Raw genomic sequence first — 24,855 nt, 5'->3', positions numbered from 1 at the left:
CTGGGGAGTCATCGAAACTCGTGACCTTTCGTGTGGTCCGCCCGGAGCGCCTCGATGAGCGCCGCCGGAGTGGGGTGGTCGAACAGCAGGGTCGTCGGCAGGACGCGGCCGGTGGCCCTGGCGACGGAGGTGCGCAGCGCGACGGCCATACGGGAGTCCAGGCCGAGATCGGTGAAGGTGGCGTCCAGGTCGAGGTCCGCGCCCGGCGCGCGCCCGAGGATCTCCACGGTGAGGTCGAGGACCAGGTCCAGCGGGTCGCCGGACCACTGCGGCGCGGCGTCCTCGGCGGCGGGGCCGCCCGCGGTCGCCGTCGTGTCCAGCCAGTACGGGCGGCGCTGGAAGGCGTACAGCGGCAGGTCCGCCGGGCGGGCCCGCGGGCCGTAGACCGCGAGCCAGTCGACCGGCTTGCCCAGCACGAACGCGGCACCCGCCGCCGTGGCGGCCGTGGCGGCCTCGCCGAGCGTGGCGGCCGCGCCGACCGCGGCGGGCCCGTTCCCGAGGGCAGGCCGGTCCGGCGGCTGCGCGCCCGGGCGGCCCGTGAGGACGGTCGTCCCGTCGTCACGCGCCCCGTCCTCATGGGTCCCGTCGGCCAACTCACGGAGCCGGGTGACCAGTTGTGTGCGTCCGGAGGCGATGACGGCGGCCCGTACGGGCAGCGCCGCGCGGGTCGTCGCCGAGGCGAGGCCGAGATCGCGCAGGTCCACGTCGTCGCGGCCCTCCGGCCGGTCCTCCAGCCGGTCGGCCAGCCGGGCCGCCTGGGCCCGCAGCGCCGCGTCGGTGTGCCCGGAGAGCAGCACGGGCACCGGCTCGACGGACCCGGGGACGGGCTCGGGCGCCGGTACGGGTACGGCGTCCTCGCGCCGGGGCGCCTCGCCGAGGACGGCGTGGGCGTTGGTGCCGCCGAGGCCGAACGACGAGACGCCGCAGACCAGCGGCCCCTCGTCGGGCTGCCAGGCCCGCCGCCGGGTGCTGACGCGCAGCCGCAGCCCGTCGAGGTCGATGTCGGGGTTGGGACGGCGGTGGTTGAGCGTCGGCGGGAGCTCGCGGTGGTGGAGGCTCGCCGCCGTCTTGATCAGACCGGCGATGCCGGCCGCGCCCTCCAGATGCCCGATGTTGGTCTTCACCGAGCCGACCAGCAGCGGCCGGTCCGCGGGCCGGCCCCGGCCGAGGACGCCGCCGAGGGCCCGCGCCTCCACCGGGTCGCCGGCCTTGGTGCCGGTGCCGTGCAGCTCCACGTACGCGACCTCGGCCGGGTCGACGCCCGCCCGGCGGTAGGCCTCCGCCAGCACGCTCTGCTGGGCGGACCGGGTGGGCGTCGTCAGGCTCGCGCCGCCGCCGTCGTTGTTGACGGCCGCGGCCAGCACCGTGCAGTACACCCGGTCCCCGGCGGCGAGGGCCGCTTCGAGGGGCTTGAGCACCAGCACGCCGGCGCCCTCGCCCCGGACGATCCCGTCGGCGCCGCGGTCGAAGGTGTGGCAGCGGCCGGTCGGCGACATCGCCCCGAGCTCCTCGATGAGCCGGTCGCCGGTCGGGGTGAGGTTGAGCTGGACGCCCGCGACCACCGCGGTCGCGCACTCCCCGCGCCGCAGACTGCCCAGCGCCTGGTCGAGGGCGGCCAGCGAGGAGGACTGCCCCGTGTCGACGACCGTGCTCGGGCCGGTGAACCCGAAGAAGTAGGAGAGGCGGTTGGCGAGGAAGGTCCGGGCCGTGCCGGTCATGGAGTAGGCGTCCACCACCGCGGACATCCGGCTCATCAGCGCGTAGTCGTCCGAGCAGGACCCGACGAAGACGCCGGTCGCCCCGCCCGCGGTGGGCGCGATGCGGGCGTCCTCCAGGGCGTGCCAGCACAGTTCGAGCAGCAGGCGCTGCTGCGGGTCCATCAGGGCGGCCTCGTGCGGGGAGATCCCGAACAGCTCCGCGTCGAAGAGTTCGACGTCGCGCAGGTATCCGCCGGGGCGGCGGCCCTCCCGCAGCCCCGTGCCCGGGCCGATGGCGTCGCCGCCCCGGCGGAGCAGCCGCCAGAAGCCCTGGAGGTCGTCGGCGCCGGGGAAGCGGCAGGCCATGCCCACCACGGCCACGGGCGCCCCGGACGCGCCGGCCGTGTCGGTCCGTGTGGTCGTCTCCGTCGGCTCAGCCGTCTCGGTCGGCTCGGTCGGCTCGGCCAGCTCGGTCATGGCGGTTATGTCGGTCAGCTCGGTCATGTCGGTCCCGTCGGCTCTGTCAGTGGCCAGGTCGGTCATGGCGGCCTCCGGCGGCGACGAGGGTGAGCCGGCGCCGTACCTCGTCCACGGCCTCGCGGTCGTCGCGGTCGCCCGGCAGCAGCGCCTGGACGAAGCTGTGCCGGGCGATCACCCGGGGCTGGCGGCGGGCCAGCCGGCTGAGGCCGTCGCCCGGACCGGCCTCCAGCAGCAGGCAGTCGTGCGCGGCGAGCAGGGCGGTGAGCGCCGGTGCGAAGTACACGGTCCGGGCCGCCTGCCAGGCCCAGAAGTCGGGGTCCAGCGCCTGCCGGTCGGGGAGCCGGCCCGGCGTGTAGGCGGAGTAGAAGGGGAAGGCCGGCCGGCGCAGCGGCACCGCGCGGAACCCGGGCAGGGTCGCGCGGACGGCGTCGTCGACCGCGGGGCTGTGGAAGGCCTGCCGGGCCTGCACCGGGCGGCAGATGACACCCCGTCCGTCCAGCTCGCGGGCGGCCCGGGCGAGCGGCTCGCGCTCCCCGGCGAGGAGGAGCTGGCGGGCGGCGTTCACGGCGGCCAGGTGGACGTCCTCGCCGAGCAGGTCGGCGACGTCGTCGGGGGAGGCCGCGACGGCGAGCATGCCGCCGGGCGGGGTGTCGGCGAAGTGCACGACCCGGTCGCGCATCAGGCGTATGCCGTCCTCGAAGCCGAGGATCCCGGCCAGGGTCGCCGCGGCGACCTCGCCGACGCTGTGCCCGAGCATCGCCACCGGACGCACACCCCAGTCGAGCACCATCCGCCCGAGGGCGTGGTTCACCGCGTAGAGCAGCGGCTGGGCGACCGTCACGTCGTCGTAGTCCGCCGACGGCGTCTCGGCGAGCCATGCGCGGCGCAGCCGCGGGCCGTCCGGCGCCAGGAGCCGGAACGCCTCGTCCATCCAGTACGTGAACGTCGAGTCGTGCCCGTACAGGCCCGCGGCCATCCGCGGGTACTGCGCACCCTGACCGGGGAACACGAGGGCGACCGGTGGAGTCGGCTGTTGCGCTGTGAGGGGCATCCGGTACCTTCCTTTCCTGCCTTTCCCGCTGCCGCAATATGGGCCCGGGGATTCGACGTTCGCCTGAGCCTCGATCGAGAGCCGCGGACGGAATCGGGCTCCGTCCGGCGTCGAGCCGCCCCCGAGCAGTTCCGTGCAGACTCGACGGCCGAATGCCGTCGGGCGGAGGGAAATGGTCGTGCCAGCAAAAGAGGTGTTCGTTTCCGGGGTGGGACTTCATCTGCCGTCGGCCATGCCGGCCGAGGAGGCGGTCCGGCAGGGGCTGACCGACGAATGGACCGTGCGGCGCACCCGGATGCGGTCGGTGTGCGTCGGCACGGAGGCCGGGCCGCAGATGGCGGTCCGGGCCGCGCGGGAGGCGCTGCGCCATGCGGACGCCGGGCCCCAGGACATCGACCTGGTCCTGCACGCCAGCAGCTACTTCCAGGGCTACGACCTGTGGGCGCCCGCCTCGTACGTGCAGCGCGAGGCCGTCGGCAACACGTGCCTGTCGCTGGCCGTCGAGCAGCTGTCCAACGGCGGGATGGCCGCCTTCGAACTGGCGGTGGCCTATCTGCGCGCGGACGCCCGCCGGCACAGCGCCCTCGTGACCACCGGCGACCGGTTCTGCCTGCCGGGCATCGACCGCTGGACCAGCGATCCGGGGACCGTGCTCGGGGACGGCGGCACCGCGATCGTGCTGTCCACCGAGGACGGCTTCGCGCTGCTGCGCGCTCTGGTGACGGTGTCCGACCCGACCCTGGAGAAGATGGGGCGCGGCGACGATCCCTTCGCCGCGACTCCGCTGGAGACCCGGACCCCGGTCAGCGTGGAGGAGCCCCGCGCCCGCCTGGTGAAGGAGATGGGCATGTCGGAGCTGATCGACCGGCTGCACACCGGCCAGCGGACGGCCTTCGAACAGGCCCTGCGGGAGGCGGACGTCAAGCAGGAGGACCTCGACTGGACGGTGCTGCCGCACCTCGGCCGCGCCAAGATGGACTTCCAGTTCTTCTCGGCGCTGGACCTCGACCCGGAGCGGACCACCTGGCCCTGGGGTTCGGGCGTCGGCCACCTCGGCGCGGGCGACATGTTCGCCGGCCTCACCCACCTCACCCGGACCGGCGCCCTGCGCCCGGGCCAGACGGGCGCCCTGGTCAGCGCGGGCGGCGGCTTCGCGTGGACGGTGGCCGTCCTGGAGATCCTGTCCGCGGCCTGAACGGCGTCCGGCGGATCACGTCGCGCGGGCAGCACCGCCGCCGCGACGTGATCCGCCGGATCCTTTCCGCCTGCCGTGTCCTGCGTGGACGCACGTCGCGGAGTGCGACGGGTTCCGAAGAACGACCGTCGCACTCCGCGCTCGCGGTGGGCCCGTCCCGGGCGGCCGCGCGGGCGTCAGGCACCTCGGGGTGCGCCGACGAGCCGGCGGCGGTACCCCACGCCGGCGGCCTCGGCCGCGACCTCCGTCACGTACCTGCCGTACGGCGACTTCATCCCCTCGCCCAGCCGGCGGCACGTGTCGGCGTCGATGAAGCCCATCTGCAGGGCGACCTCCTCCAGGCAGGCGATGCGCACCCCCATGCGCTCCTCCATGGCCTGCACGTAGATGCCGGCCTTCAGCAGCGACTCGGCGGTGCCCGTGTCGAGCCAGGCGAAACCCCGGCCGAGTTCGATCAGCTTGGCCTTGCCGCGTTCCAGGTACCACCGGTTGACGTCGGTGATCTCCAGTTCGCCGCGCGGCGACGGGGTGAGGTTCTTGGCCACGTCCACGACGTCGTTGTCGTAGAAGTACAGGCCGGTGATCGCCCGGTCGGACTTGGGTTCGGCCGGCTTCTCCTCGAGCGAGACGAGCCGCCCCTCGGCGTCGGTCACCCCGACCCCGTACCGCTCGGGGTCCGGCACCGGATAGCCGAAGAGGACGCAGCCGTCCACGTCACGGGCGTTGCGGCGGAGCAGCTCGCGGAATCCCGAGCCGTGGAAGATGTTGTCGCCCAGTACCAGGGCCACCGGGTCGGCGCCGATGAAGTCGGCCCCGATGGTGAACGCCTGCGCCAGGCCGCCGGGATGCTCCTGCGCGGCGTAGCTGAGCGAGATGCCCAGCCGTGAGCCGTCGCCGAGGAGCCGCTGGAAGTACGGCAGGTCGGTGGGAGTGGTGATGACGAGGATCTCCCGGATATCGGCCAGCATGAGCACCGACAGCGGGTAGTAGATCATCGGCTTGTCACTGACGGGGAGGAGCTGTTTCGACACGGCCAGAGTGATCGGATGCAGCCGGGTCCCCGTGCCTCCGGCGAGGACTATCCCCTTCATCGTGGGCCCCGGCCTCAGGAGGCCGGACGGTCCTGGTCGATGACGCGCTCCCGGGTCCGGATCTCGCCGGCCTCGGTGCGCACCAGTTCGTCCACCACGGTGAAGGTCGGCTCGAAGTCCACCTTCCCGGCGGCGTCGGTCCGGGTGACCAGGCAGACGTAGTCCACCCGCCAGCCGTCCGCGGTCTTCTCCACGAGGTAGTGGTCGAACCAGTGCCGGGGCACGACCGACCGGTACCGCGGGAGGGCAGCCCGCATCGCCGCGACCATCGCCTCCCGGCCGGCGAGGCGTTCGCCGCGGTGCGCGTGGTCGATGACGCCGTCCTCGGTGAAGGTGTCGGCGAACTCCTCGATCTTCAGGGCGTCCATCAGGCGGCACTGTCGGGCGTAGAAGCCGAGGATCTCCACGTGCTCCTCGGCCGTCACCTTCTGCCGCTCAGCGGTCTGGGTAGCCACGGTGTACTCCTCCTCGGGCAGGGGTTTCCTTCTCCCGAAAGCGTTCTCCGGGCAGCTCGAAACCGGCTGGACTACCGCTGCACCGGAATTCCCGCACCGGGTGTTCCAGTGAGGCTCATGCCGTTCGGGCCATCCTTTCCGGCAAATTGCCGCGGCACTTTCTTTCACACCCGCACTGCCCACCGCACTCTCACTCTCACTCTCACCCGAAACGGAGTCGGAAATGACGTTGCAACAGGTCCGGTCGGAAATGCGTGAGGTCGCCCCGTCGGTCTACGCCTGGATCCAGCCCGACGGCGGGTGGTGCCTGAACAACGCGGGGCTGATCCTCGACGGGGAGTGTGCGGTGCTGGTCGACACGGCCGCCACCGAACGCCGTACCCGGGTCCTGGCCGAGGCGGTGGGCGCGCTGGCGCCGGCCGGGCCGGACTTCGTCGTCAACACCCACTTCCACGGCGACCACACCTTCGGCAACTCCTACTTCAAGCCGCGGGCGACGATCATCGCCCACGAGAACTGCGCCCGTGACCAGATAGCGGCGGGCGCGGGGCTGCGCGGACTGTGGCCGGACGTGGAGTGGGGGGAGACGCCGGTCCTCGGGCCCGACGTGACCTACCGGGGCGACGAGGCCGCCGTCCACTCGGGCGGCCGGCGCATCGCGCTGCTGCACCCGGGGACGGCCCACACCACCGGCGACACGGTGGTGTGGCTGCCCGACGAGGGCGTCCTGTTCACCGGGGACGTCGTGTGGTCGGGGAGCACACCGTTCTGTCTGATGGGTTCGGTCACGGGGTCGCTGGAGGCGATCGGAGGGCTGCGCGCGCTCGGCGCGGAGACGGTGGTGCCCGGTCACGGGCCGGTCGGCGGGGCCGAGTTGCTGGACGAGACCGCCGCCTACCTGAACTGGCTGCTGGAGGTCGCGGAGTCGGGCCTGCGGGCCGGACGGTCGGCGCTGGAGACGGCCCGGTGCACCGAACTGGGCGCGTGGGCCGCCTTCCTGGACGCCGAACGCATCGTCGGCAACCTGCACCGCGCCTACGCCGAGCTCGCCGGAGCGGTGCCGGGTGCGCCGATCGACGTGGCGACGGCGTTCGGCGAGATGACGCAGTTCCACGGAGGCCTCCCGGTGTGCCACGCCTGAGCGACGACGGCCGTCAGACCGGGCCGGCACACGCGAAGGGGGGTGACGCGATCGCGTCACCCCCCTTCGCGCGGAGCAGTCCCACCCGGCAAACCGGGTCCTGCCGACAAGGCGACCCTGCGATGCCAGAGCAGGGCCCGACGCCAGAGCAGGGCCCGACGCCAGAGCAAGCCCGGCCGCCAGGCCAAGCCCGGACGCCGCGCGGGGCCCCGCCCGGCAAGGCGAACCCCAAAGTCAGGGCCAGCCCGGACGCCAGGCCAAGCCCGGACGCCAAGACCGGTCCGGGCGTCAGGGCAGGCCCGGCCAGCCCGCCGTCGCGGGCTGCTCCGGGCCGGGTGGCTGATCCGGGACGGGCCGGCTTCCCCAGCCGGTCTCGGGCGGGGCGTCCGCGCCGGTCGGGTCCCCCCAGCCGCTGCCGGCCGGCCCGGCGTCCGGGCCGCCGGAGCGGCTCCCCCACACGGTCGTCGCGGGCCGGTCCGGGCCGGGCCAGTCCGCGAGGCCCGCCACGACCGGCACGTCGGGGGTGCGCTGTGCCCAGGCGGCCACCGCGGACGGATCCGCGGCGGACCGGTGCAGGCGGGTCAGCAGCGCGACGGTGAGTGCGGCGATCTCCTGCTCGGTCGGCCGTCCGGAACGGATCGTGAACAACGGGTCGGCGGTCATGGCTACATCGGGGGGTTGCCGTGTTTGCGCGGCGCCAGGGAGGCACGTTTGCCCTCCAGCATCTCCAGCGCCCGGACGAGGGTCTCCCGGGTGTGCGCGGGGTCGATGACGTCGTCGACCAGTCCGTGCTCGGCCGCGTAGTAGGGATGCATCAACTCCTCCTGGTAGGACCGGATGCACTGCTCCCGGGTCTCCTCGGGATCGCCCGACGCCGCGATCTCCCGGCGGAAGATGACGTTCGCCGCGCCCTCGGCGCCCATCACGGCGATCTCGTTGGTGGGCCAGGCCAGGGACAGGTCCGTCCCGATGGACCGCGAGTCCATGACGATCCAGGCGCCGCCGTACGCCTTGCGCAGGATCAGCTGGATGCGGGGGACTGTGGCGACGCAGTAGGCGTAGAGCAGCTTCGCCCCGTGCCGGATGATCCCCTGGTGCTCCTGCTCACGGCCCGGCAGGAAGCCCGGCACGTCGACCAGGGTGACCAGCGGGATGTTGAACGAGTCGCACATCTGGACGAAGCGCGCGCCCTTGTCGGAGGCGTCGATGTCGAGGGTGCCGGCCGAGACCATGGGCTGGTTGGCGACCACGCCGACCAGCCGGCCGCCCATCCGGGCCAGCGCGCAGACGATGTTGCCCGCCCAGTTGGGCTGCACCTCGAAGTACTCGCCGTCGTCGACGATCTCCTCGATCACCTTCAGGATGTCGTAGGCCTGGTTGGCCGACGACGGGACGAGGTCGAGCAGGGCGTCGTTCCTGCGGTCCACCGGGTCCGTGCAGGGGACGACCGGGGGCAGGGCGCGGTTGTTGGCGGGGAGCAGCGACAGCAGGTACCGGACGTCGGCGATGCAGGTGTACTCGTCGTCGTAGACGAACGAGGAGACGCCGGAGACGCCGGCGTGGACGTCCGCCCCGCCGAGGCCGTTCATGCTGATGTGCTCGCCGGTGACGGCCTGGACGACGTCCGGGCCGGTGATGAACATCTGGGCCACGTCCCGGACCATGAACACGAAGTCGGTCAGCGCGGGCGAGTAGGCCGCCCCGCCCGCGCACGGTCCGAGGATCACGCTGATCTGCGGGATGACGCCGGACGCCTGGGCGTTGCGGCGGAAGATCCCGCCGTACCCGGCGAGCGCCGTGACGCCCTCCTGGATCCGGGCCCCCGCCCCGTCGCACAGGCTGACCAGCGGGGCGCCGGCGGCGAGGGCCATGTCCATCAGCTTGTGGATCTTCGCGGCGTGCGCCTCGCCCAGGGCGCCGCCGAACATCCGGAAGTCGTGCGCGTAGGCGAAGACCTTCTGGCCGTGGACCAGTCCCCAGCCGACGACGACGCCGTCGGTGTGGGGGCGTTTGTTCGCCAGCCCGAACGCTGTCGCCCGGTGCTTGCGGAACGCCTCGATCTCGAGGAACGTGCCCTCGTCGAAAAGCAGCTCGATGCGCTCCCTGACGGTGAGTTTGCCCTTGGCGCGCTGGGCTGCGGTCGCCTCCACGCTCGGTCCCTCGCGGATGACCGCCTTGAGCCGGGCGAGCTCCTCGGTGCGGGTCCGCAGGTCGTTGCGTTGGACGGCCTCCTCGAGGTCGTCCGGGAGTATCGCGCTCCCGGCCGCCTCGGCGACTGACGTCAGCATGAATGCCCTTTCGTTGCGACATGTCGATGACGGTGACGGAGTGCTGCCGGTGCCGCTCAGCGGAGCTGGCGCACCACCATCGCCGAGTTGAAGCCGCCGTGCCCGCGGGCGACGATCAGCGCGGACCGGATCGGGCCCTGCCGCGGCTCGCCGACCACGAGGTCCATCTCGTACTCGGGCACGGCCTCCCGGACGCCGACGGCGGGCGGGATGGCGCTCCAGAACATCGACAGCAGCGCGGTGGCGACGTCGAGGGAGGCGCCGCCGGCGAACAGCCGTCCGGTCATGGTCTTGGGCGCGGCGACCGGGACGCCGTGCGGGCCGAAGACCTCCTTGAGGGCCTCCGCCTCCACCTGGTCCAGTTCGGCCTCGCCCACCGCGTCGGCGAAGACGACGTCGATGTCGGAGGCGTCCATGCCGGCGTCGCCCAGCGCCATCTCGATGGCGCGCTGCAGGCCCGGCGGACGGCCCGGGGTGCCCGGGTCGAAGGTGGAGGCGTAGCCGGCGATCTCACCGAAGACGGTGGTGCCGAGTCGTTTCTTCGCGCTCTCCGGCGTCTCCAGCACCATGATCGCGCCGCCCTCGCCGGGCACGTAACCGCCGGCCCGCTCGTCGAAGGGCAGATAGGCGCGCGTCGGGTCCGAGCTGCGGCTGATCCGGCCGGTGGCCTGGTGGGCGACCCAGGCCCACGGGCACAGCGTGCTGTCGATGCCGCCGGTGAGCATGAGGTTGGCGCCGTCCCGCAGCTGCCGCCGGGCGTGGCCGATCGCGTCGATGCCGCCGGCCTGCTCGCTGATCACCACGGCGCCGGGCCCGTGCATCTTGTGCCGGATGGATATCTGGCCCGTGTTGACCGCGTAGAACCACGCGAACGACTGGTAGGCGCTGACGTACTCGGGGCCCTGGTGGTGAAGTTTGGCCAGTTCGCGCTGGCCGAACTCGTAGCCGCCGCCGGAGGCCGCGGTGACCACGCCCATCTCGTCGGTGGGGACGTCGCCGCCTCGCACCCCGGCCTGGCGCAGCGCCCAGTCGGTGGCCACCAGCGACAGCCGGGTGATGTGGTCGGACTGCGGCAGGATCCGGTCCTGCAGATGCCGGTCGGGCGCGAAGTCGGGTATCTCGCCGCCGAGTTTGCAGCGGTACTTCGAGATGTCGAACTTGGTCACCCGGCGGATGCCGGACTGGCCGGCCATCAGCGCCCGCCAGTACGACGTCGGACCCAGCCCGTTGGGCGCCGCGATGCCGATTCCGGTCACCACTGCTCGCCTGGTCATCGCTTCGCTCCTCGTACGTTTCGCAGGATCATCGCGCTCTGGAAGCCGCCGAAGCCGCTGCCGACGGTCAGCACGGTGTTGAGCCGCTTCTCGCGGGCCACGTTGGGCACGTAGTCCAGGTCGCACAGCGGGTCGGGTTCGTTGAGGTTGGCCGTCGGCGGGATCAGCCCCTCGCGCATGCCGAGCAGGCAGCCGGCGATCTCCAGCGAGCCGATCGCGCCCAGCGAGTGACCGATCATCGACTTGAAGCCGCTGATCGGCGTGGTGAAGGCGTCCTCGCCGAGGCTGCGCTTGAAGGCGCCCGTCTCGTGCAGGTCGTTCTGCTTGGTGCCCGAGCCGTGCGCGTTGATGTAGTCGATGTGCGGGGGCAGGATCCGCGCCTCGTCCATCGCCACCTCGATCGCCGAGGCCATGTCCTTGCCCTCGGACTCGAGACCGGTCATGTGGTACGCGTTGCAGCGCGAGGCGTACCCGGCGATCTCGCCGTAGATCTGCGCGCCGCGGGCCCGTGCGTGCTCGAGCTCCTCGACGACGACGATGGCGCAGCCCTCGGCCAGCACCAGACCGTCGCGGGTCTTGTCGAAGGGACGGCAGGCGTGCTCGGGGTCGTCGTTGCGGGTGGAGCTCGCGCGGAGCACGTCGAAGCACACCACCGTGATCGGCGAAAGCGGGGCCTCCGTGCCGCCGCTGACGACGACGTCGGCGCTGCCCTCCTCGATCAGCCGGGCGGCGTAGCCCACCGAGTCGATGCCGGAGGTGCAGCCGGTGGAGACCAGGGTGACCGGTCCCTCCGCGCCGGTCTGCGTGGCGAGTTCGGCCGCCATCGAGCTGGGGTTCACGTAGTCGTACAGATGCGGGACGGTGTAACCCTGGTCGACCTCCCAGAGCCGGCCGCCGTCGCTGCCGATGGTGAACTCACGCTCCAGACTGGTGGTGCAGCCGACGGCGGAGCCGAGGGCGACGCCGACCCGGGTGGGGTCCATGACGTCGAACTGCAGGCCCGCGTCCGCGACGGCTTCCCGGCCGGCGACCACGGCGAACTGCGCGGCCCGGTCGAGGCGGCGCACGTCCTGCGGGGTGAGCCCCGACTTCAGCGGGTGGAAGTCGACCTCGCCCGCGATGCGGGAGCGGAAGGCCGAGGGATCGAAGTGGGAGATCGCCCTGGTCGCCGTCCTGCCCTCGGCAAGTAGGCTCCAATATTCCTTGACACCTATGGCACCTGGCGAAATGACGCCGAGCCCGGTGATCACAGCGCGACGGGACACCGATGGCCTCCTGGATCAATGCAGGTTGGTTTGTACGAGAATGCGGCGTCTGGCTAGTGACTCACTCGACAATCACCGCACCGGCACGGCGGACACCTCACGGGCCCGCTGCTCGGCCGCCTGGTGGGCCTCGGCCAGCGACTGCTCGGCGAGCGGCACGAGCGCGGCCATCGCGGGCACCCGGGGGGCCAGCGAGAGCTGGGCGGCGATGATCTCGACGTCCAGTCCGAGACCGGTGCCGAACACGGTCTGCAGGTAGGGGCCGCAGTGGTTGGCCTTCTCCATGGGAGCGCCCGGGCTGTAGCCGCCGCCGTAGCTGGCGACGACGGTCGCGGGACGCCCGGCCAGCGGGCCGGGGCTGCCGTCGAAGGTGATCGTGCGGTCGTTGACCAGCACCTGGTCGAGCCACGCCTTGAGCGTGGAGGGGATCGACCAGTTGTACATCGGGGTGCTCACCAGCAGCGTGTCGGCGGCCAGCAGCTCCTCGACGAGCTCGTCGCGCAGCAGCATGGCGGCGCGCTGGTGGCCGTCGTGCGCGGCCGGCGGGACGAACCCCGCGGTGACGCCCGCCTCGGTCAGCGGTGGCACGGGCACGGCGCCCAGGTCCCGGTAGGTGACGACACCGTCCGGGTTCTCCTTCTGCCACGCCCGGCGGAAGGTCTTGGCCAGTTCCCGGGAGACCGAGCCCCGGGACATGGCGGAGGAGTCGATGTGCAGCAGATGCGGCATGGCTGTCTCCCGAAAGTCTGCGGATGGCGGCAGGGGTCCGTTCACGCCACGGTCGGCCAGCCCGCTCGTGTCACGACGGACCCCGCCTCAAGCGGCCCACCCGCCGGCGCCCCACCGCCCCCTGGCCCCGGCATGCGTCAGGGGCGGGACGCCCACGGCGTTCCCACCCCTGTTGCTCCGCTGCGATCCGGGCCCCCGACTACTCCCTGGACCCGGACGCCCCGGCGTCACGCACTCCTGGCTCCTGGCTCCTGGCTCTCCTACGGGACGAGCGCGGTCAGCAGGACCGACTGGTCGCCCTCGATGCTGCGCGCGCCCTGGTAGTCGAGGCCGGCCTGCTCGAACAGCGCCGCGAACTGGTCGACGCTGCGCCGCTTCCCGCCGCCCATGAGCACCATCAGCAGGTCGACGGCGGTGCAGATCTCCTCGAACGGGCTGTCGCCGCCCAGCAGCATGTCGACGACGACGACCCGGGCCCCGGAGGCCGCGGCCCGCGCGGTGTTGCGCAGGATGGTGACGACGGTGTCGTCGTCCCACATGTACATCATGTGCTTGTACAGATAGACGTCCGCTCCGCCCGGCACGGACTCGCGGCAGTCCCCGGCGAGCAGTTCGGCGCGGGCGGCCAGCGCGCCGCCCGCCCGCAGCCGTTCGTCGACGCCCGGCAGCACCTGCTCCAGCTCGAGCAGCACCCCGTCGATGTCGGGGTACGCCTCCATCAGCTGGAGCAGCAGCTGCCCCTGGCCGCCGCCCACGTCCATGACCGTCTCGCCGGGACTCGGCGCGAGCGCCGCCACCAGCGCGGGCGCGTTGTTGAGCAGGATGGTGTTGGCGGTCATCGCCCGGTTGAAGATCGCGCCGGCCTCGGGGTCGTCGTTGACGAAGTAGCTCTGCGCCTGGGTGCCGAAGACCTTGGGGAAGGCCGCCTCGCCGGTGCGCACGGCGTCCGCGGTGTGGTGCAGCACCGAGACCGGCACGTGCAGCCACCCGAAGCGGATGACGTCGGGGGCGCCCCAGGTGGAGTCCTGACGGATCATCCGCGACAGCTCGGTGTGGCGGAACCGGCCGTCCTCGACGGCCTCGAAGAACCCGTGGCAGGACAGTGCGCGCAGCAGCCGGCCGAGCGCGTCCGGGTCCGCGTCGACGGCCTTCGCCAGCTCGTCGGCGCCGAGCGGCTCGTCGTCCAGCGCGTCGGCCACCTTCAGGTCGACGGCGGCCTGGACGAACTGCAGGGCCGCGAAGCCCATACCGATCCGGTACAGCTTCACCCGGGCTTCGAGGGAGGGAAGTGCGGGAGTGGTCATCGGGTCTCTCCTTCGTGGATGCCCCTGCCTTCGGGCAGGGGTGGGGGTACCTCCCGCTGGCGGGGGGAGAAACGAAGCTCCTGCGGAGGAGCAGGGCGGGGAGGGCCGGTTCGCCGCCAGGGCGGACCGGCGTCCACTGACCACCGAACAACAACCGCCTCTCTCTGCTCCACGTGCGTGCCGGACGGCGCCGGTCGAACGGGTCGTGCCGGACGGTGCCGGTCGGTGCCGGTCGTGGGGGCTCGGTCAGCTGTGCTGGGCCGCGAGCCGGGCGTAGAAGCGGCCCGGGTCGGGCACGTCGTGGCGGATGACCCGGGCCCTGACGCGCAGCCCCTCCCCGGTGCGCACCAGTTCGTCGGTGACGACACAGCTCGGCTCGAAGGTCACGTCGCCGTTCTCGTCGGTGACGCTGACCAGGCAGGTGGCGGTGACCCGGAGCGCGCCGTCCGGCTGCGGCTCGGCCCGGCGGTTCTCGAACCAGTGCCGGATGGTGCTGGTCCCGTAGCGGGAGATGTTCGCGCGCACGCCCTCCAGCAGCGCTGGGCGGCTGCCCAGCTGCCAGGCGCCCTCGTAGCCGAAGGAACAGTCCTCGGTGAAGGTCTGCACGAAGGCCTCGAAGTCGCGCGCCTCCAGCAGCGGCATCTGGTGGGCGTAGAAGGCGGCGATCTCCGAGGAGACATCCGCGTTCTGGCCGGTGTGCTGCTCCGAGTGCTGCTCCGAGTGCTGCAGTGTCGGTGACACGGTGCACCCCTTTCGACGGTCCGGTGGTTTCGCGGGAACCGCACCGTGTCCCGCGCCGATCCAGAGCGGCTGGAGCGTGGGTGAAACGCCCCTGTCGGGGCCCCGTCCCGTCGATCATGGCTGCGGGGACGGTCCGCGACCGCGGACGCCGACCGGGACGCTCCAGCCGGGCGCGACCTCACTTCGAGACCGCTCCCGCACCCTCGGCACAGCACGACCCTTCGATTTCCTCGCACAAGGAGCTGACGACATGTCCGACGGGACGCCGACGAAGAGCCAGGAGGTGCGGCTCGTCTCCTACCCGGACGGCGAGCTCTCCCTCGACCACTTCGAGGTCGCCGTGACGGAGCTGGCCGAGCCGGAGCCGGGTCAGGTGGTGGTCCGCAACGACTGGATGTCCCTCGGCACGGTCTACCGCGACCAGATGCAGTCCTCGCTGGACATCCCTATCCCCGTGTTCCAGCTGGGGCAGCCCATGTGGGGCCGCACGGTCGGCACCGTGGTGAAGTCCGCCAGCCCCGACCTTGCCGTGGGCGACCTGGTCGAGCACTTCAGCGGCTGGCGCGACCATGTCGTGGGCTACGCCGGACAGTTCTTCAGGCGGGACCCCGAACTGCTGCCCGGCAGCGAGTACTTCCTCTCCAACGGGCCCACGGCCTGGCGCGGGCTCGCCGAGATCGCCAAGGTCCGCGAGGGCGACGTGGTGTTCGTCTCCGGCGCGACCTCCGGCGTCGGCTGCCTCGCCGCCCACATCGCCAAGGCGCTCGGCGCGGCGAAGGTCATCGGCAGCACCGGCTCCCCGCAGAAGATCGACTTCCTGGTCCAAGAGGCCGGCTACGACGCGGCGTTCGACTACCACGACGGCCCGGTCGTCGACCGGCTGCGCGAGCTGGCGCCGGACGGGATCACGGTCTTCTTCGACAACGTCGGCGGCGAGCAGTTCGAGGCCGCGGTGCAGGCGGCCGCCCCGGGGCCCGCTTCGCGCTCTGCGGCTCGCTGGCCGCACAGCACGGCGAGGACGCCCGCCCCCGGCTGGACCTCACGAGTCTCATCCCGCGCGAGCTGTCCTTCCAGGGCTTCGCCACCCTGCACACCCCGCAGCAGATCGAGGACTGGAACGCGCAGTTCGGCGCGTGGCTCGCCGAGGGCCGGATCTCCTTCCCGCACACCGTGGTGGAGGGCGGCGTCGCCGCGCTGCCGCAGGCCATGATCGATCTGATGAAGGGCCGGCTCTCCGGCACCGCGCTGGTGAGGTTGTCCTGACCGTGAGCACTACGTCCGCAGGCCCGGTCCTGAGTGTGCGTGCGCTCAACCGCGCACTGATCCACCGCCAGTTGCTCGCCGAGCGGTCCACGCTGTCGCCCGCGCAGGCCGTCGCCCATCTGGCCGGGCTGCAGGCCCAGGCCCCCAACCCGCCGTACATCGGGCTGTGGACCCGGCTCGCGGACTTCGCGGTCGAGGACCTGGCGGCCTTGGTCCGGGAGCGGAAGGTGGTGCGCATCGCGCTGATGCGCTCCACCATCCACCTCGTCACCGACGACGACTGCCTCGCCCTGCGTCCGCTGCTGGCCGAGATGCTGGCCCGCACGGTCAAGGGGCAGTTCGGCCGGCAGGTCGCGGGCCTGGCCACCGACGAGATCGCCAAGCTGGGCGCGGAGCTGGCCGAGGAGCGCACGCTCACCTTCGCCGAGCTGGGCGCGCTGATGGCGCAGCGCATGCCGGGGCACGACGCCAACGCGCTGGCGCAGACCGTGCGCAACCTGGTGCCGCTGGTCCAGGTCCCGCCGCGCGGGCTCTGGGGCCACAGCGGGCAGGCCGCGCACACCACCGTCGAGCGCTGGCTGGGCCGCGGGCTCGATCCGGACGCCTCCCTCGACACCTATGTACGGCGCTACCTGGCCGCGTTCGGCCCGGCGAGCGTCAAGGACATGCAGAAGTGGTCCGGTCTGACCCGGCTGAAGGAGGCGTTCACCCGGCTCGGGCCGGCCCTGCGCACCTACCGGGACGAGGCCGGGACCGTGCTGTACGACCTGGTGGGGACGCGGCTGCCGGACCCGTCCGAGGAGCTGCCCGCCCGGTATCTGCCCGAGTTCGACAACATCCTGCTCTCGCACGCCGACCGGGCACGGATCATGGCGGCGGAGCACCGTCCGAGGGTCTTCACCAGCAACGGCATCATCCGCGCCACCTTCCTGATCGACGGCTTCGTGCGGGGCCTGTGGCGGATCGACCGCGCCAAGGACGCCGCCACCCTGGTCGTCGAGCCCTTCGTCCCCCTGGCACGCCGGGACGTCGCCGAACTGACCGAGGAGGGGGAGCGGCTGCTGCGCTTCGCCGCCTCCGGGACCGGGCGCCACGACATCCGGTTCGAGACGGTCGGCTGACACCCGCGCGCCCGCGCCCGCCGCCGCGCGTCCGCAGCCACGCGCCCGCAGCCACGGGTCCCCACCCACGCGTGCGCACCCGCGCGCCCACATCCGAGGAGTCGTCCACCATGAGCGTCGCCACCCTCTCCACCCTCCCCATCCGCGACCTGTCGGCGGCGGCCGGCGAGCTGGCCGCGCTGTCCGCCGAGCACGCCGCGGCCGCCGACGCCACCGGGCGTCTGTCCGCGGACGTCGTCACCGCCCTGCGCGCGAGCGGGTTCGCGCGGCACTTCGTCTCCGCGCGCTACGGCGGGACCGAGGGGAGTGTCGCCGACTTCGTGCGGGGCGTGCTGCGGGTGTCGGCGTCGTGCGCCGCCACCGGCTGGTGCGTCGCGCTGCTGGCCGCGTCCTCCCGCTACGCCGCGCACCTGCCCGAGCAGGGGCACGAGAAGCTGTGGGGGTCGGGCGCCGACGCCCTCGTCGCCACCGGCCTGGTGCCGGCGGGCACGGCCGAGCCGGCCGAGAACGGCTACCGGCTCTCCGGCCGCTGGCAGTACATCAGCGGCGTCGACTTCGCGGACTGGGTGCTGCTGTGCGCGACCGTGTCCGAGGAGGACGCGGGACCGCGCTTCTTCGCGCTGCCCAGGGGGACCTTCGGCGTGGTGCAGTCCTGGGACTGCGTCGGCATGCGGGCCACCGGAAGCCACACCGTGGTGGTGGACGACGTGTTCGTGCCGGCCCATCTGTCCTTCGCGCGCGCGGAGATGGAGACCGGCGTCAACAGCTGGTCCCCGCTGCCCGCGCACAACATCCCCTTCCAGGCGATCGGGGCGACCACCTTCGCCGCCCCCGCCGTGGGCGCCGCGCAGGGCGCGCTGAGGGCCGCCGTCCGCGTGCTGAAGGGCAAGCGGCTCACCGAGGCGGTGCAGATCGAGCTGGTCCGGGCGACCGCGCGGATCGACTCGGCGCGGCATCTGGTCGAGCAGAACGCCGCCGTGATCGACGACCGCACTTTCACGCCAACCTTTTTGGCACGCAATCAGCGCAATGCCTCGTTCGCCGGCGAACAGGCGGCCGAGGCCGTCACGGCGCTGGTGCGCGTGGCGGGCACGGCGGGACTGAGCGACTCGGGTGAGCTGCAGCGCGTCTGGCGGGACGTCACGACGGCGACCAGTCATGTGGCGCTGCGCTACGACATCACCCGGGCAGCGGCGAACTACAGCACGGCACTTATCGAACAAGCCATCTGACGAAACTTGCTTACACGGCCAGATTCCGATGCTTGAATGACCAGGTGATCAGAGTCTTGCTGGCTGAGGATCTCCACATGCTGCGCAGGGCACTTGTCTCCCTGCTGAGCCTCGAAGGGGACATTGAGGTCGTCGCGGAGTTGTCGAACGGCTCGGAGGTCGTGGCGCGCGCCCTGGAGTGCCGGCCCGACGTCGCCGTGCTGGACATCGACCTGCCGGGCACGGACGGGATCAGCGTGGCGTCCGCGCTGTACACGACGCTGCCGGAGTGCCGCACGCTGATCCTCACCGGTCTGGGGCAGCCCGGCCATCTGCGCCGGGCGGTGGCGGCCCACGCCCGGGGCTTCCTGCCCAAGGACGCCGAGCCGGAGCGGCTGACCGCCGCGATCCGGGCCATCGCCAGGGGCGAGCGCGCGTTCGACGCGACGCTCGCCCTCGCCGCGCTGGAGACCCAGCCGGGCGCGCTCACCTCCCGCGAGGTCGAGGTGCTGCGGCTGGCGGCCCAGGGCGAGGAGGCCGCCCAGATAGCGCGCAAACTCCACCTCGCCACCGGCACGGTACGCAACTACCTGACCACCGCGGTCACCAAGCTGGGCGCCCGCAACCGGGTGGACGCCATCAGGATCGCCCGCGAATCAGGCTGGCTCTGACCCACCGCCGGCACCCCGAATCCCGCGCCGCCGCGCCCGTCCCGTATCCCCGTCCCGTAACCCCGCTCCGGACGCGCCCGGCACGAAGGTGTCCCGTAGGCGCCCGCCCCACAAGCGTCCGGCCCGCAGGAACCCGCCGCCCCGTGGACGTCGTCCCACAGGCGCCCGGCGTGAAGGGTCCCGTACCGCAGGCGCCCGGCCCGAGGGTGGACGTCCGGCCCGCGGGCCTTGCGCTGTCAGGACCGTACGGGCGACCGGGGGGCCGGGACCTCGCCCAGGGGCATCTCCAGGCGGAGTTCGAACCAGCCGTTGTCGTCGACGCCGGCCGTGAGGCGGCCACCGAGGCGTTCCACGCGGAAGGTCAGGTTCTTGATGCCGCTGCCGCCGCCCTGCTCCGCGCCCTGGACCGTCCCCGTGCGGACCACGCCGTCGTTGGCCAGCCGGAACCAGACCGCGCCGGCCCGGCGGCCAGTCTCGATCTCGCACCGTCTGACCTCGCTGTGGCGCAGGATGTTGGTCAGCCCCTCGCGGAACACCGTGGCCAGCACGGTGTCCACCTCGGTGGACAGCGAGTCGGACGCCACGTCGACCTTCGCCTGCACGCCCAGCGTCGAGAGCATGGCCTGGGCGGCGCGCACCTCGGCGCACAGCGACATCTCCCGGTAACCGTGGGCCACCGCGCGGACGTCGGCGAGCGCCTGCCGGGAGATGTCGAGGACCTCGGAGATCTCCTGCCGGGCCTGGTCGGCGGTCACCGGCGTCAGCCGGTAGGCGAGCTCGCATTTGAGGGTGATCGTGGACAGGCTGTAGCCGAGCAGGTCGTGCAGGTCACGGGCGAAGCGCAGCCGCTCCTGGGTGACCGCGAACTGCGCCAGCTCGGCGCGGGAGCGGTGCACCTCGGAGACCAGGTCGGTGAGCCGGGACAGACCGAACACGACGAGGCCGGTCAGGATCGTGGACACGGTGGTGTAGGAAACGTTCCGCCAGCCGAGCCCGATGCCGAACTGCAGCAGGTCCGTGCTCAGGACGATCAGGCCGAACGCCGTCCACCCCTGCCGGATGTCGCGCAGCACCAGCAGCGCCGACCCCGCCAGCAGCCCGGGCAACGGGAGCCAGGCCAGCCCGAACTGCAGGAACGGCACATACGTCAGCAGTGCCTGCGCGCCAAGCAGGAACCAGCGGTGCCGGCCCAGCCGCGACGCCAGCCCGGGCGCCACCCTGGGCAGCAGCCGCGGGAAGGAGATGAAGAACTGCAGCGCCAGCACCAGCGCGAGCAGCCCCAGCGCCCCCGCCAGCCGGGGCGCGGGATGCCGGGCGGCCATCAGATAGGTGACGGCGACGAAGCCGAAGGCCAGCAGGACGACCGTGGTGATGCCCGCCGCGATCCTGGGTGCGAGGTGCGCTGCCGTCGCGTCGGTCTCATCGACCCGCAGATCGTTCGGTTCCATAGGTTCCATGCCGTCTCGACCGCTCCCCCGCCCCGAGTCCCAGCTGGTGAAAGCGCACCATACCGGTGTTCTGACAGGCCCTCAAGTCCCTCAACTCGGCGGTATACGACTCGAGATGATCATGTCGCCGACGCTGGACTCCACCCGCCAGTCCAGACCGACGGCCCGCTGGAAGGCGTCCGCGTCACCGACCGGCAGGACGCGGGACTGCAGTCCCATCGCCCGCGCCACGAGCGTCATCGTCTGCTGGAGCGCTCCCACGTCCTTGAGGACGTTGCTGTAGGCGGTGCCGCTGAACTTGTAGGCGGCGCGGGCGAACCGTGCGGATATGCCGATGAACACGGTCGGCTCGCCGTCCGGGCCCGGCTCCCCGGCGCGCGCGGCGCCCGCCAGGTCGGCCGCGGCTCCGGGATCGCCGCCCATGCGCTCCAGGCAGTGGTCGAGCGGGTCGTAGTGGTATGCGCCCGGCGGCAGACAGGACTCCCCCTCGTCGGCCAGCACGTAGACCTCCAGCGCGTAACTGTCGTCGACGCTGAGGTAGGGGCGCTCACTCGTCGGGTAGCCGGCCGGATCGAAGTCGGCCGGCGGCAGCATGGCGCGGACCCGGGCCGCCCGGTACAGCAGCGCGCCGAGCCGGTCCAGCGACAGCTCGCCGTCCTCGACGACCGGCAGGTCGCCGCACTCCAGCACCGCGGTGAGGGACGGGTCGGCGGCCGCCGGCCCGGTCCCCGGGCCCCCGTCGAGGTCGGGCCGGGCGAGCGTGATCCGGTGCGCGGGGCGGTCCGGGTCCGTCGCGGCCGGCGGTTTGACCACCGGCGGCGGGGGCATCCGGCCGACCTGCGCGAAGGCGGCTCCGCGCGGGCGGTCGTAACGCTCCCGACGGCTGCCGGAGTGCACCAGCAGCTCGTCCGGGGACCAGCCGGTGAGCGCCGGATCGCGGTCCTCCGCGAAGGTGGGCTCGGCGGCGCCCGGACCGTGCCCGGTGGGCTGGTCCGCGACCACCAGCACGCCGGCGGCGACCAGATACGACCGGACCGCCTCGGCCACCGGAAGGTGCGGCGCGTCGAAGTCGTCTGCCGCGCCGTCGATCCGGCCCAGCATGCCCATGACGCCCGGGTGGTGCAGCTCCACCTTGTGGTCGACGAGCGACGACTCGACGGCCAGGCCGCCGCCTGGCGCACAGCGGATCACCGCGAACCGCGAGAGCCGGCAGACCCGGCCCAGCAGCGGCTTCAGCCGGGTGAACCGGGCCTGCCCGGAGATCGGCACCACCGAGAGCAGCGGCACCGCGCCGACGGCCAGCGTGCGGACCACCAGGTGCTGCAGCGGCCGGAGTTCCTCCAGCAGCTTCTCGGCGCCGCCGGGCGAGCCCGACGCCGAGGCGAGGATGTTGGGGATGGCGGACGGGCCGAGCTGCATCCGGCGCACGGCCTCGCGCAGGGCGGCGCTGGGCTCCTTGATCCGGAGATCCTCCCAGGGCGTCTCCAGCAGGAGGGCCTCCTCGGGATCGGTGTCCGGATCGACAACGATGTCCGGCCTCAAGGACCACAGATTGACCAATTGGGGGGCGAGACTGCCAAGGTGCACGGCTGATCCAAGGTGGGGGGATAATCGCGATCGCTGGGGAATCACGGGGACGGTCACAGGAACAGGGGGACCGGGTTGAGGTCCTCGTAGCGGGTCGGTTCGGTCAGGTCTTTGCTGCGCACCGGCACGTCGAAGAGACGGCCGGGTGCGAACCGGGCCCAGTGGGGGCGGAGCCCGGGGACGATGACGCGGGCCACCGGCAGCCCTACGTCGGGACGGGTCTGGTCGAGCACGAGCATGTCCAGTCCGGCCTCGCGGACGATCCGCTCCGCCTCGGCGACATCCTCCCGCAGATCGGCTCGGGGCCGGTACGGGTGGGTGTCCGCGTTCATCGCGGGACGCTCCGGATCGGGCCGCAGATACGGGAGTTCGGCGGCCCGGGCGGTGCGCATCCAGCGCAGCACCTCGGCGTCGTCGGTCCCGTAGCCCCCGCCGTCGGCGCCGGCGTCCACGACGTAGGGGAGCATCTGGTTCAGCTCGGTGAGGGCGCGGTGCAGCGCGATCTTCGGGTCGAAGTGCGCGCCGAAGCCGAGTGTGATGTCCTCGTCGGGCTTGTCGGTACGGCGGGACAGCGCGACGACGGTGGGAACGCCGAGGTCGGCGGTGAGGTCCAGGGCCCACACCTCACGGTTCAAGGAGGCGTGGACGGTGCGCAGTTCGGCGATCCAGGGATCCTCGAAGGAGCCGAGGTCCACGCCGGGCCGGCGCAGCCGGTTGTACCACCACAGGGCTACCGCGTCCCGTTCGACGAGTTCCAGGAACCCCTGGAGCACCGCGTCCTCCAGCGATGCGCCCGCGGCCACGCCGTTGGACGTGGCGAGGCAGTACGGACGGCCCGCGAGGCGGGACGCGCCGAAGTACAGCAGGGCCGTGGGCAGCAGCCGGCGCCGCGACTCGGTGAGCGACCACACGGGGGTCCACTCGATCTCCCGGTCCTCGTCGAAGGGTTCGCAGACCTGCTGGAACGCGCCGTGTCCGGCGTTCCAGCGCGCGCGGCCGGTGAACTGGCCGGCGGCGAAGAGCTGGACGGAGTCGGGGTGGACGGCTTCGTCGCCGAGCGCGCCGTAACTCGCGTGCAGCATCGGCTCGTCGCCCTGGAGGTGGCCGCTGTGCCGTTCCAGCACCTCGGCGAGCGCGCTCACCTTGGCCCGCAGCGGGGTGCTGCCCTTGCCCGCGCTGGTGGCGCGCAGTCCGGTGCGCCAGCCGCGCGGGTCGTGGTGGGTCAGGGCCAGGTTGTGCCCGGCGTGGAAAACGTTGAGGAAGGCCGGGCCGCGCGGGTCGCGGCGGATCTCCCGGACGAGGCCGGTGAGCGGGTCCACGTGATGGCCGTAGCGCCGGAGCATCTCCTCCGGGCCCAGGGCCCGGTGTCCGCCGCCGCCCCTGTCCGCCTTGGGGCGGGAGGTCAGCACCACGGGCGCCTCGACCCGGGCGGCGACCAGCGTGGGGTCGCCGCAGTCCGGGCACTGCGGGCGCCGGCTCACCGGGTGGTGACCGCCCGTCAGCATCAGTCCGTTCAGGGTCCACAGCGCGTCCTGGCCGGGGTGGCGCAGCCCGGCCAGCCACTTGACCGCCTCCAGCACGGCCAGGTGGAGTCCGGCGAGCAGGCTCGCCGGAACCGCGCAGGGGCGGCGGGGCAGCGGGCCGGAGCGACCGAGCCCCTGCTGGAGCCGGGCCTCGACCGGGCGGCTGCGCCACAGCCGCTCGGCCAGGCAGGACCAGCACGGGCCGTCCGGCACGCCGAGGAAGGGGCCGATCCAGGTCTCGGTGCCGTGCAGCTGGATCGGCAGCCAGCAGCGTCCGGCCTCCCGGTACTCCCGGTCGAGGTCACGCAGCCGGGGGTCGAGGTAGTCGTCGCAGGCCACCAGGACCAGGTCCGCCTCGGCGGCCGGGCCGGTGCGCAGGCCGGCCGCCACGGCGGCGGTGTGCAGTGTCTCGGGGCCGACGCCCCCCACCGCCAGGGTGTGCACGGTGGCCGCGGGGCGGACGGCGGCGCCGCTGAGACCGGCGGCGTCCCAGTAGGCGCGCTCCGCGGCGTCGTCGGCCCGCGACGCGGGCAGTTCGGCCAGCAGGCCGGCTTCGGTGAGACGGTCGAGCAGCCGCAGCGTTCGCTCGACCGGCAGTCGCCCGGACACCTCGGTGAGGATGGCGTCGCGCGTCCTGGCGCCGTCCAGCAGTTCCGCGAGGTGGCAGATCTCCGCGCCGTGCAACGTGGTGACGCGTCGCCCGGACATCAGGTAGACCGCTTCCCCGGGGACGATCTGGACCGTCAGGTGTTCCTTGAAGCCCAGGCGGGGCTTCTCCGAAGCCGACCGGATCACCGTCAGACCCCGCTGTGGTCCGTGGTGGCGGGGATCGCCGACTCGGCCCAGCAGACGAAGGAGTCGGTGGGCGCGGCCCACGGGCCGGCCGGGTTGTAGTCCTCGATGAGCAGGTCCTCGGAAAGGTGCTGTGCGGACATGGTCTCCCCCTCGATCGGCGGTGTCCCGCGTCGGGCGACGCGGTCGGTGTGACCGTGCGGTGTGACGTCGTCTCGCGGGTCTGTGTTCTCCGCGGCTTCGGCGTCTGACCAGGAGTCTCGCCGAGAGGAGGAGGGCCGCAGTAGTGCCGTGCTCACCGGCCGGTAGTGAAGAATTCATGATCGCCGGATGACGGCTTCAAGCAGGCTTTCGCGCGGGGCGCGCGCCGGGGTGGGTGCAGAGGCGTGCGCCGGGGGGTGCGGGGGTGGGTGTCGGGGGGGGCGCCGGGGCTGCGCCGGGGTGGGCCTACCGCCGCAAACGTGCAGGCCGCGGCCCACGGGGTGTGTCGCCCCGCGGGCCGCGGCCCAGTACCTCTCGCGGTGCGTG

Annotated in this window: 21 protein-coding genes; 6 read left to right on the top strand and 15 right to left on the bottom strand. The window is 72.7% G+C overall.

The genetic code is table 11. From position 1 onward, the window contains the following. Nucleotides 1-8: 8 nt before the first annotated feature. Together QA802_RS23640 and QA802_RS23635 are read right to left on the bottom strand one after the other, a co-directional pair. Nucleotides 9-2,240, bottom strand: coding sequence for a beta-ketoacyl synthase N-terminal-like domain-containing protein (locus QA802_RS23640; protein WP_334526166.1), 2,232 nt, complete (start codon nt 2,238-2,240; stop codon nt 9-11). After that, on the bottom strand, nt 2,221-3,228 hold the full coding sequence (locus QA802_RS23635) for an acyltransferase domain-containing protein (RefSeq protein ID WP_334526163.1): 1,008 nt from the start codon (nt 3,226-3,228) through the stop codon (nt 2,221-2,223). The genes QA802_RS23640 and QA802_RS23635 overlap by 20 nt, the downstream gene beginning before the upstream one ends. A gap of 208 nt (nt 3,229-3,436) precedes the next feature. On the opposite strand from QA802_RS23635, the gene QA802_RS23630 reads away from it, so the two are divergent. Then, nucleotides 3,437-4,423, top strand: coding sequence for a ketoacyl-ACP synthase III family protein (locus QA802_RS23630; RefSeq protein WP_334526160.1), 987 nt, complete (start codon nt 3,437-3,439; stop codon nt 4,421-4,423). A gap of 176 nt (nt 4,424-4,599) precedes the next feature. Here QA802_RS23630 and rfbA read toward each other — a convergent pair whose 3' ends face one another. Together rfbA and QA802_RS23620 are read right to left on the bottom strand one after the other, a co-directional pair. Further along, a complete protein-coding gene (rfbA, locus tag QA802_RS23625) occupies nt 4,600-5,514 on the bottom strand; it encodes a glucose-1-phosphate thymidylyltransferase RfbA (protein WP_319169431.1) in 915 nt (304 codons plus the stop codon). A 14-nt stretch (nt 5,515-5,528) separates the two neighbouring features. Then, nucleotides 5,529-5,969, bottom strand: coding sequence for a nuclear transport factor 2 family protein (locus QA802_RS23620; RefSeq protein WP_306950064.1), 441 nt, complete (start codon nt 5,967-5,969; stop codon nt 5,529-5,531). A 223-nt stretch (nt 5,970-6,192) separates the two neighbouring features. Between QA802_RS23620 and QA802_RS23615 the strand changes: the two genes are divergently transcribed. Further along, nucleotides 6,193-7,110 carry an MBL fold metallo-hydrolase gene (locus QA802_RS23615; RefSeq protein WP_334526155.1) on the top strand — a complete coding sequence of 306 codons (918 nt, stop codon included), beginning with the start codon at nt 6,193-6,195 and terminating at the stop codon, nt 7,108-7,110. 288 nt (nt 7,111-7,398) lie between these two features. Here the strand turns inward: QA802_RS23615 and QA802_RS23610 are convergent, their stop codons facing one another. The 7 genes from QA802_RS23610 to QA802_RS23580 all read right to left on the bottom strand — a co-directional run bounded on the left by QA802_RS23610 (nt 7,399) and on the right by QA802_RS23580 (nt 14,711). Then, nucleotides 7,399-7,773 carry an acyl-CoA carboxylase epsilon subunit gene (locus tag QA802_RS23610; RefSeq protein WP_334526152.1) on the bottom strand — a complete coding sequence of 125 codons (375 nt, stop codon included), beginning with the start codon at nt 7,771-7,773 and terminating at the stop codon, nt 7,399-7,401. 2 nt (nt 7,774-7,775) lie between these two features. After that, nucleotides 7,776-9,398, bottom strand: coding sequence for an acyl-CoA carboxylase subunit beta (locus tag QA802_RS23605; RefSeq protein ID WP_334526149.1), 1,623 nt, complete (start codon nt 9,396-9,398; stop codon nt 7,776-7,778). A gap of 56 nt (nt 9,399-9,454) precedes the next feature. Further along, nucleotides 9,455-10,672 (bottom strand): ketosynthase chain-length factor, encoded by a 1,218-nt coding sequence (locus QA802_RS23600; protein ID WP_334526146.1) that lies wholly within the window; start codon nt 10,670-10,672, stop codon nt 9,455-9,457. Further along, entirely contained in the window at nt 10,669-11,937 is a 1,269-nt protein-coding gene (locus QA802_RS23595) for a beta-ketoacyl-[acyl-carrier-protein] synthase family protein (protein WP_334526143.1), read from the bottom strand. Before QA802_RS23595 ends, QA802_RS23600 begins: the two co-directional genes overlap by 4 nt. A gap of 72 nt (nt 11,938-12,009) precedes the next feature. After that, nucleotides 12,010-12,666 (bottom strand): FMN-dependent NADH-azoreductase, encoded by a 657-nt coding sequence (locus QA802_RS23590; protein ID WP_334526140.1) that lies wholly within the window; start codon nt 12,664-12,666, stop codon nt 12,010-12,012. A 260-nt stretch (nt 12,667-12,926) separates the two neighbouring features. Further along, complete coding sequence (locus QA802_RS23585) at nt 12,927-13,970, bottom strand: methyltransferase (RefSeq protein WP_334526137.1); 1,044 nt, start codon at nt 13,968-13,970, stop codon at nt 12,927-12,929. Nucleotides 13,971-14,216: 246 nt separating this feature from the next. After that, entirely contained in the window at nt 14,217-14,711 is a 495-nt protein-coding gene (locus QA802_RS23580) for a nuclear transport factor 2 family protein (RefSeq protein WP_334526135.1), read from the bottom strand. A 250-nt stretch (nt 14,712-14,961) separates the two neighbouring features. On the opposite strand from QA802_RS23580, the gene QA802_RS23575 reads away from it, so the two are divergent. The 4 genes from QA802_RS23575 (at nt 14,962) to QA802_RS23560 (ending at nt 18,977) form a co-directional block, all read left to right on the top strand. After that, entirely contained in the window at nt 14,962-15,921 is a 960-nt protein-coding gene (locus tag QA802_RS23575; RefSeq protein WP_334526132.1) for a zinc-binding dehydrogenase, read from the top strand. A 55-nt stretch (nt 15,922-15,976) separates the two neighbouring features. Further along, nucleotides 15,977-17,095, top strand: coding sequence for a winged helix DNA-binding domain-containing protein (locus tag QA802_RS23570; RefSeq protein WP_334526129.1), 1,119 nt, complete (start codon nt 15,977-15,979; stop codon nt 17,093-17,095). A gap of 110 nt (nt 17,096-17,205) precedes the next feature. Further along, a complete protein-coding gene (locus tag QA802_RS23565) occupies nt 17,206-18,327 on the top strand; it encodes an acyl-CoA dehydrogenase family protein (RefSeq protein WP_334526127.1) in 1,122 nt (373 codons plus the stop codon). A gap of 44 nt (nt 18,328-18,371) precedes the next feature. After that, complete coding sequence (locus tag QA802_RS23560) at nt 18,372-18,977, top strand: response regulator transcription factor (RefSeq protein ID WP_334526124.1); 606 nt, start codon at nt 18,372-18,374, stop codon at nt 18,975-18,977. A 236-nt stretch (nt 18,978-19,213) separates the two neighbouring features. Here the strand turns inward: QA802_RS23560 and QA802_RS23555 are convergent, their stop codons facing one another. From QA802_RS23555 to QA802_RS23540, 4 genes are all read right to left on the bottom strand, one after another. After that, a complete protein-coding gene (locus QA802_RS23555) occupies nt 19,214-20,434 on the bottom strand; it encodes a sensor histidine kinase (protein WP_334526121.1) in 1,221 nt (406 codons plus the stop codon). Nucleotides 20,435-20,515: 81 nt separating this feature from the next. Next, nucleotides 20,516-21,967: a SagB family peptide dehydrogenase gene (locus QA802_RS23550; protein WP_334526118.1), complete on the bottom strand. Its 1,452-nt coding sequence runs from the start codon at nt 21,965-21,967 to the stop codon at nt 20,516-20,518. 98 nt (nt 21,968-22,065) lie between these two features. Next, complete coding sequence (locus tag QA802_RS23545; protein ID WP_334526115.1) at nt 22,066-24,330, bottom strand: TOMM precursor leader peptide-binding protein; 2,265 nt, start codon at nt 24,328-24,330, stop codon at nt 22,066-22,068. 2 nt (nt 24,331-24,332) lie between these two features. Further along, nucleotides 24,333-24,470, bottom strand: a complete 138-nt coding sequence (locus QA802_RS23540; protein ID WP_319169447.1) for a hypothetical protein — start codon at nt 24,468-24,470, stop codon at nt 24,333-24,335. Nucleotides 24,471-24,855 lie beyond the last annotated feature (385 nt).

This window comes from Streptomyces sp. B21-105 (genome assembly GCF_036898465.1).
Lineage (GTDB): Bacteria > Actinomycetota > Actinomycetes > Streptomycetales > Streptomycetaceae > Streptomyces.
Note: the sequence above shows the minus strand (reverse complement) of the source record. Positions and strands in the feature narration are given on the sequence as shown.

Excerpts from the sequence above, each read along its gene's own strand:
- QA802_RS23615 (WP_334526155.1), top strand. The coding sequence starts at position 6,193 with ATGACGTTGCAACAGGTCCGGTCGGAAATGCGTGAGGTCGCCCCGTCG.
- QA802_RS23565 (WP_334526127.1), top strand. The coding sequence starts at position 17,206 with ATGAGCGTCGCCACCCTCTCCACCCTCCCCATCCGCGACCTGTCGGCG.
- QA802_RS23590 (WP_334526140.1), bottom strand. The coding sequence starts at position 12,666 with ATGCCGCATCTGCTGCACATCGACTCCTCCGCCATGTCCCGGGGCTCG.
- QA802_RS23635 (WP_334526163.1), bottom strand. The coding sequence starts at position 3,228 with ATGCCCCTCACAGCGCAACAGCCGACTCCACCGGTCGCCCTCGTGTTC.
- QA802_RS23640 (WP_334526166.1), bottom strand. The coding sequence starts at position 2,240 with ATGACCGACCTGGCCACTGACAGAGCCGACGGGACCGACATGACCGAG.
- QA802_RS23605 (WP_334526149.1), bottom strand. The coding sequence starts at position 9,398 with ATGCTGACGTCAGTCGCCGAGGCGGCCGGGAGCGCGATACTCCCGGAC.
- QA802_RS23555 (WP_334526121.1), bottom strand. The coding sequence starts at position 20,434 with ATGGAACCTATGGAACCGAACGATCTGCGGGTCGATGAGACCGACGCG.
- QA802_RS23540 (WP_319169447.1), bottom strand. The coding sequence starts at position 24,470 with ATGTCCGCACAGCACCTTTCCGAGGACCTGCTCATCGAGGACTACAAC.
- rfbA (WP_319169431.1), bottom strand. The coding sequence starts at position 5,514 with ATGAAGGGGATAGTCCTCGCCGGAGGCACGGGGACCCGGCTGCATCCG.
- QA802_RS23610 (WP_334526152.1), bottom strand. The coding sequence starts at position 7,773 with ATGACCGCCGACCCGTTGTTCACGATCCGTTCCGGACGGCCGACCGAG.
- QA802_RS23600 (WP_334526146.1), bottom strand. The coding sequence starts at position 10,672 with ATGACCAGGCGAGCAGTGGTGACCGGAATCGGCATCGCGGCGCCCAAC.
- QA802_RS23585 (WP_334526137.1), bottom strand. The coding sequence starts at position 13,970 with ATGACCACTCCCGCACTTCCCTCCCTCGAAGCCCGGGTGAAGCTGTAC.
- QA802_RS23575 (WP_334526132.1), top strand. The coding sequence starts at position 14,962 with ATGTCCGACGGGACGCCGACGAAGAGCCAGGAGGTGCGGCTCGTCTCC.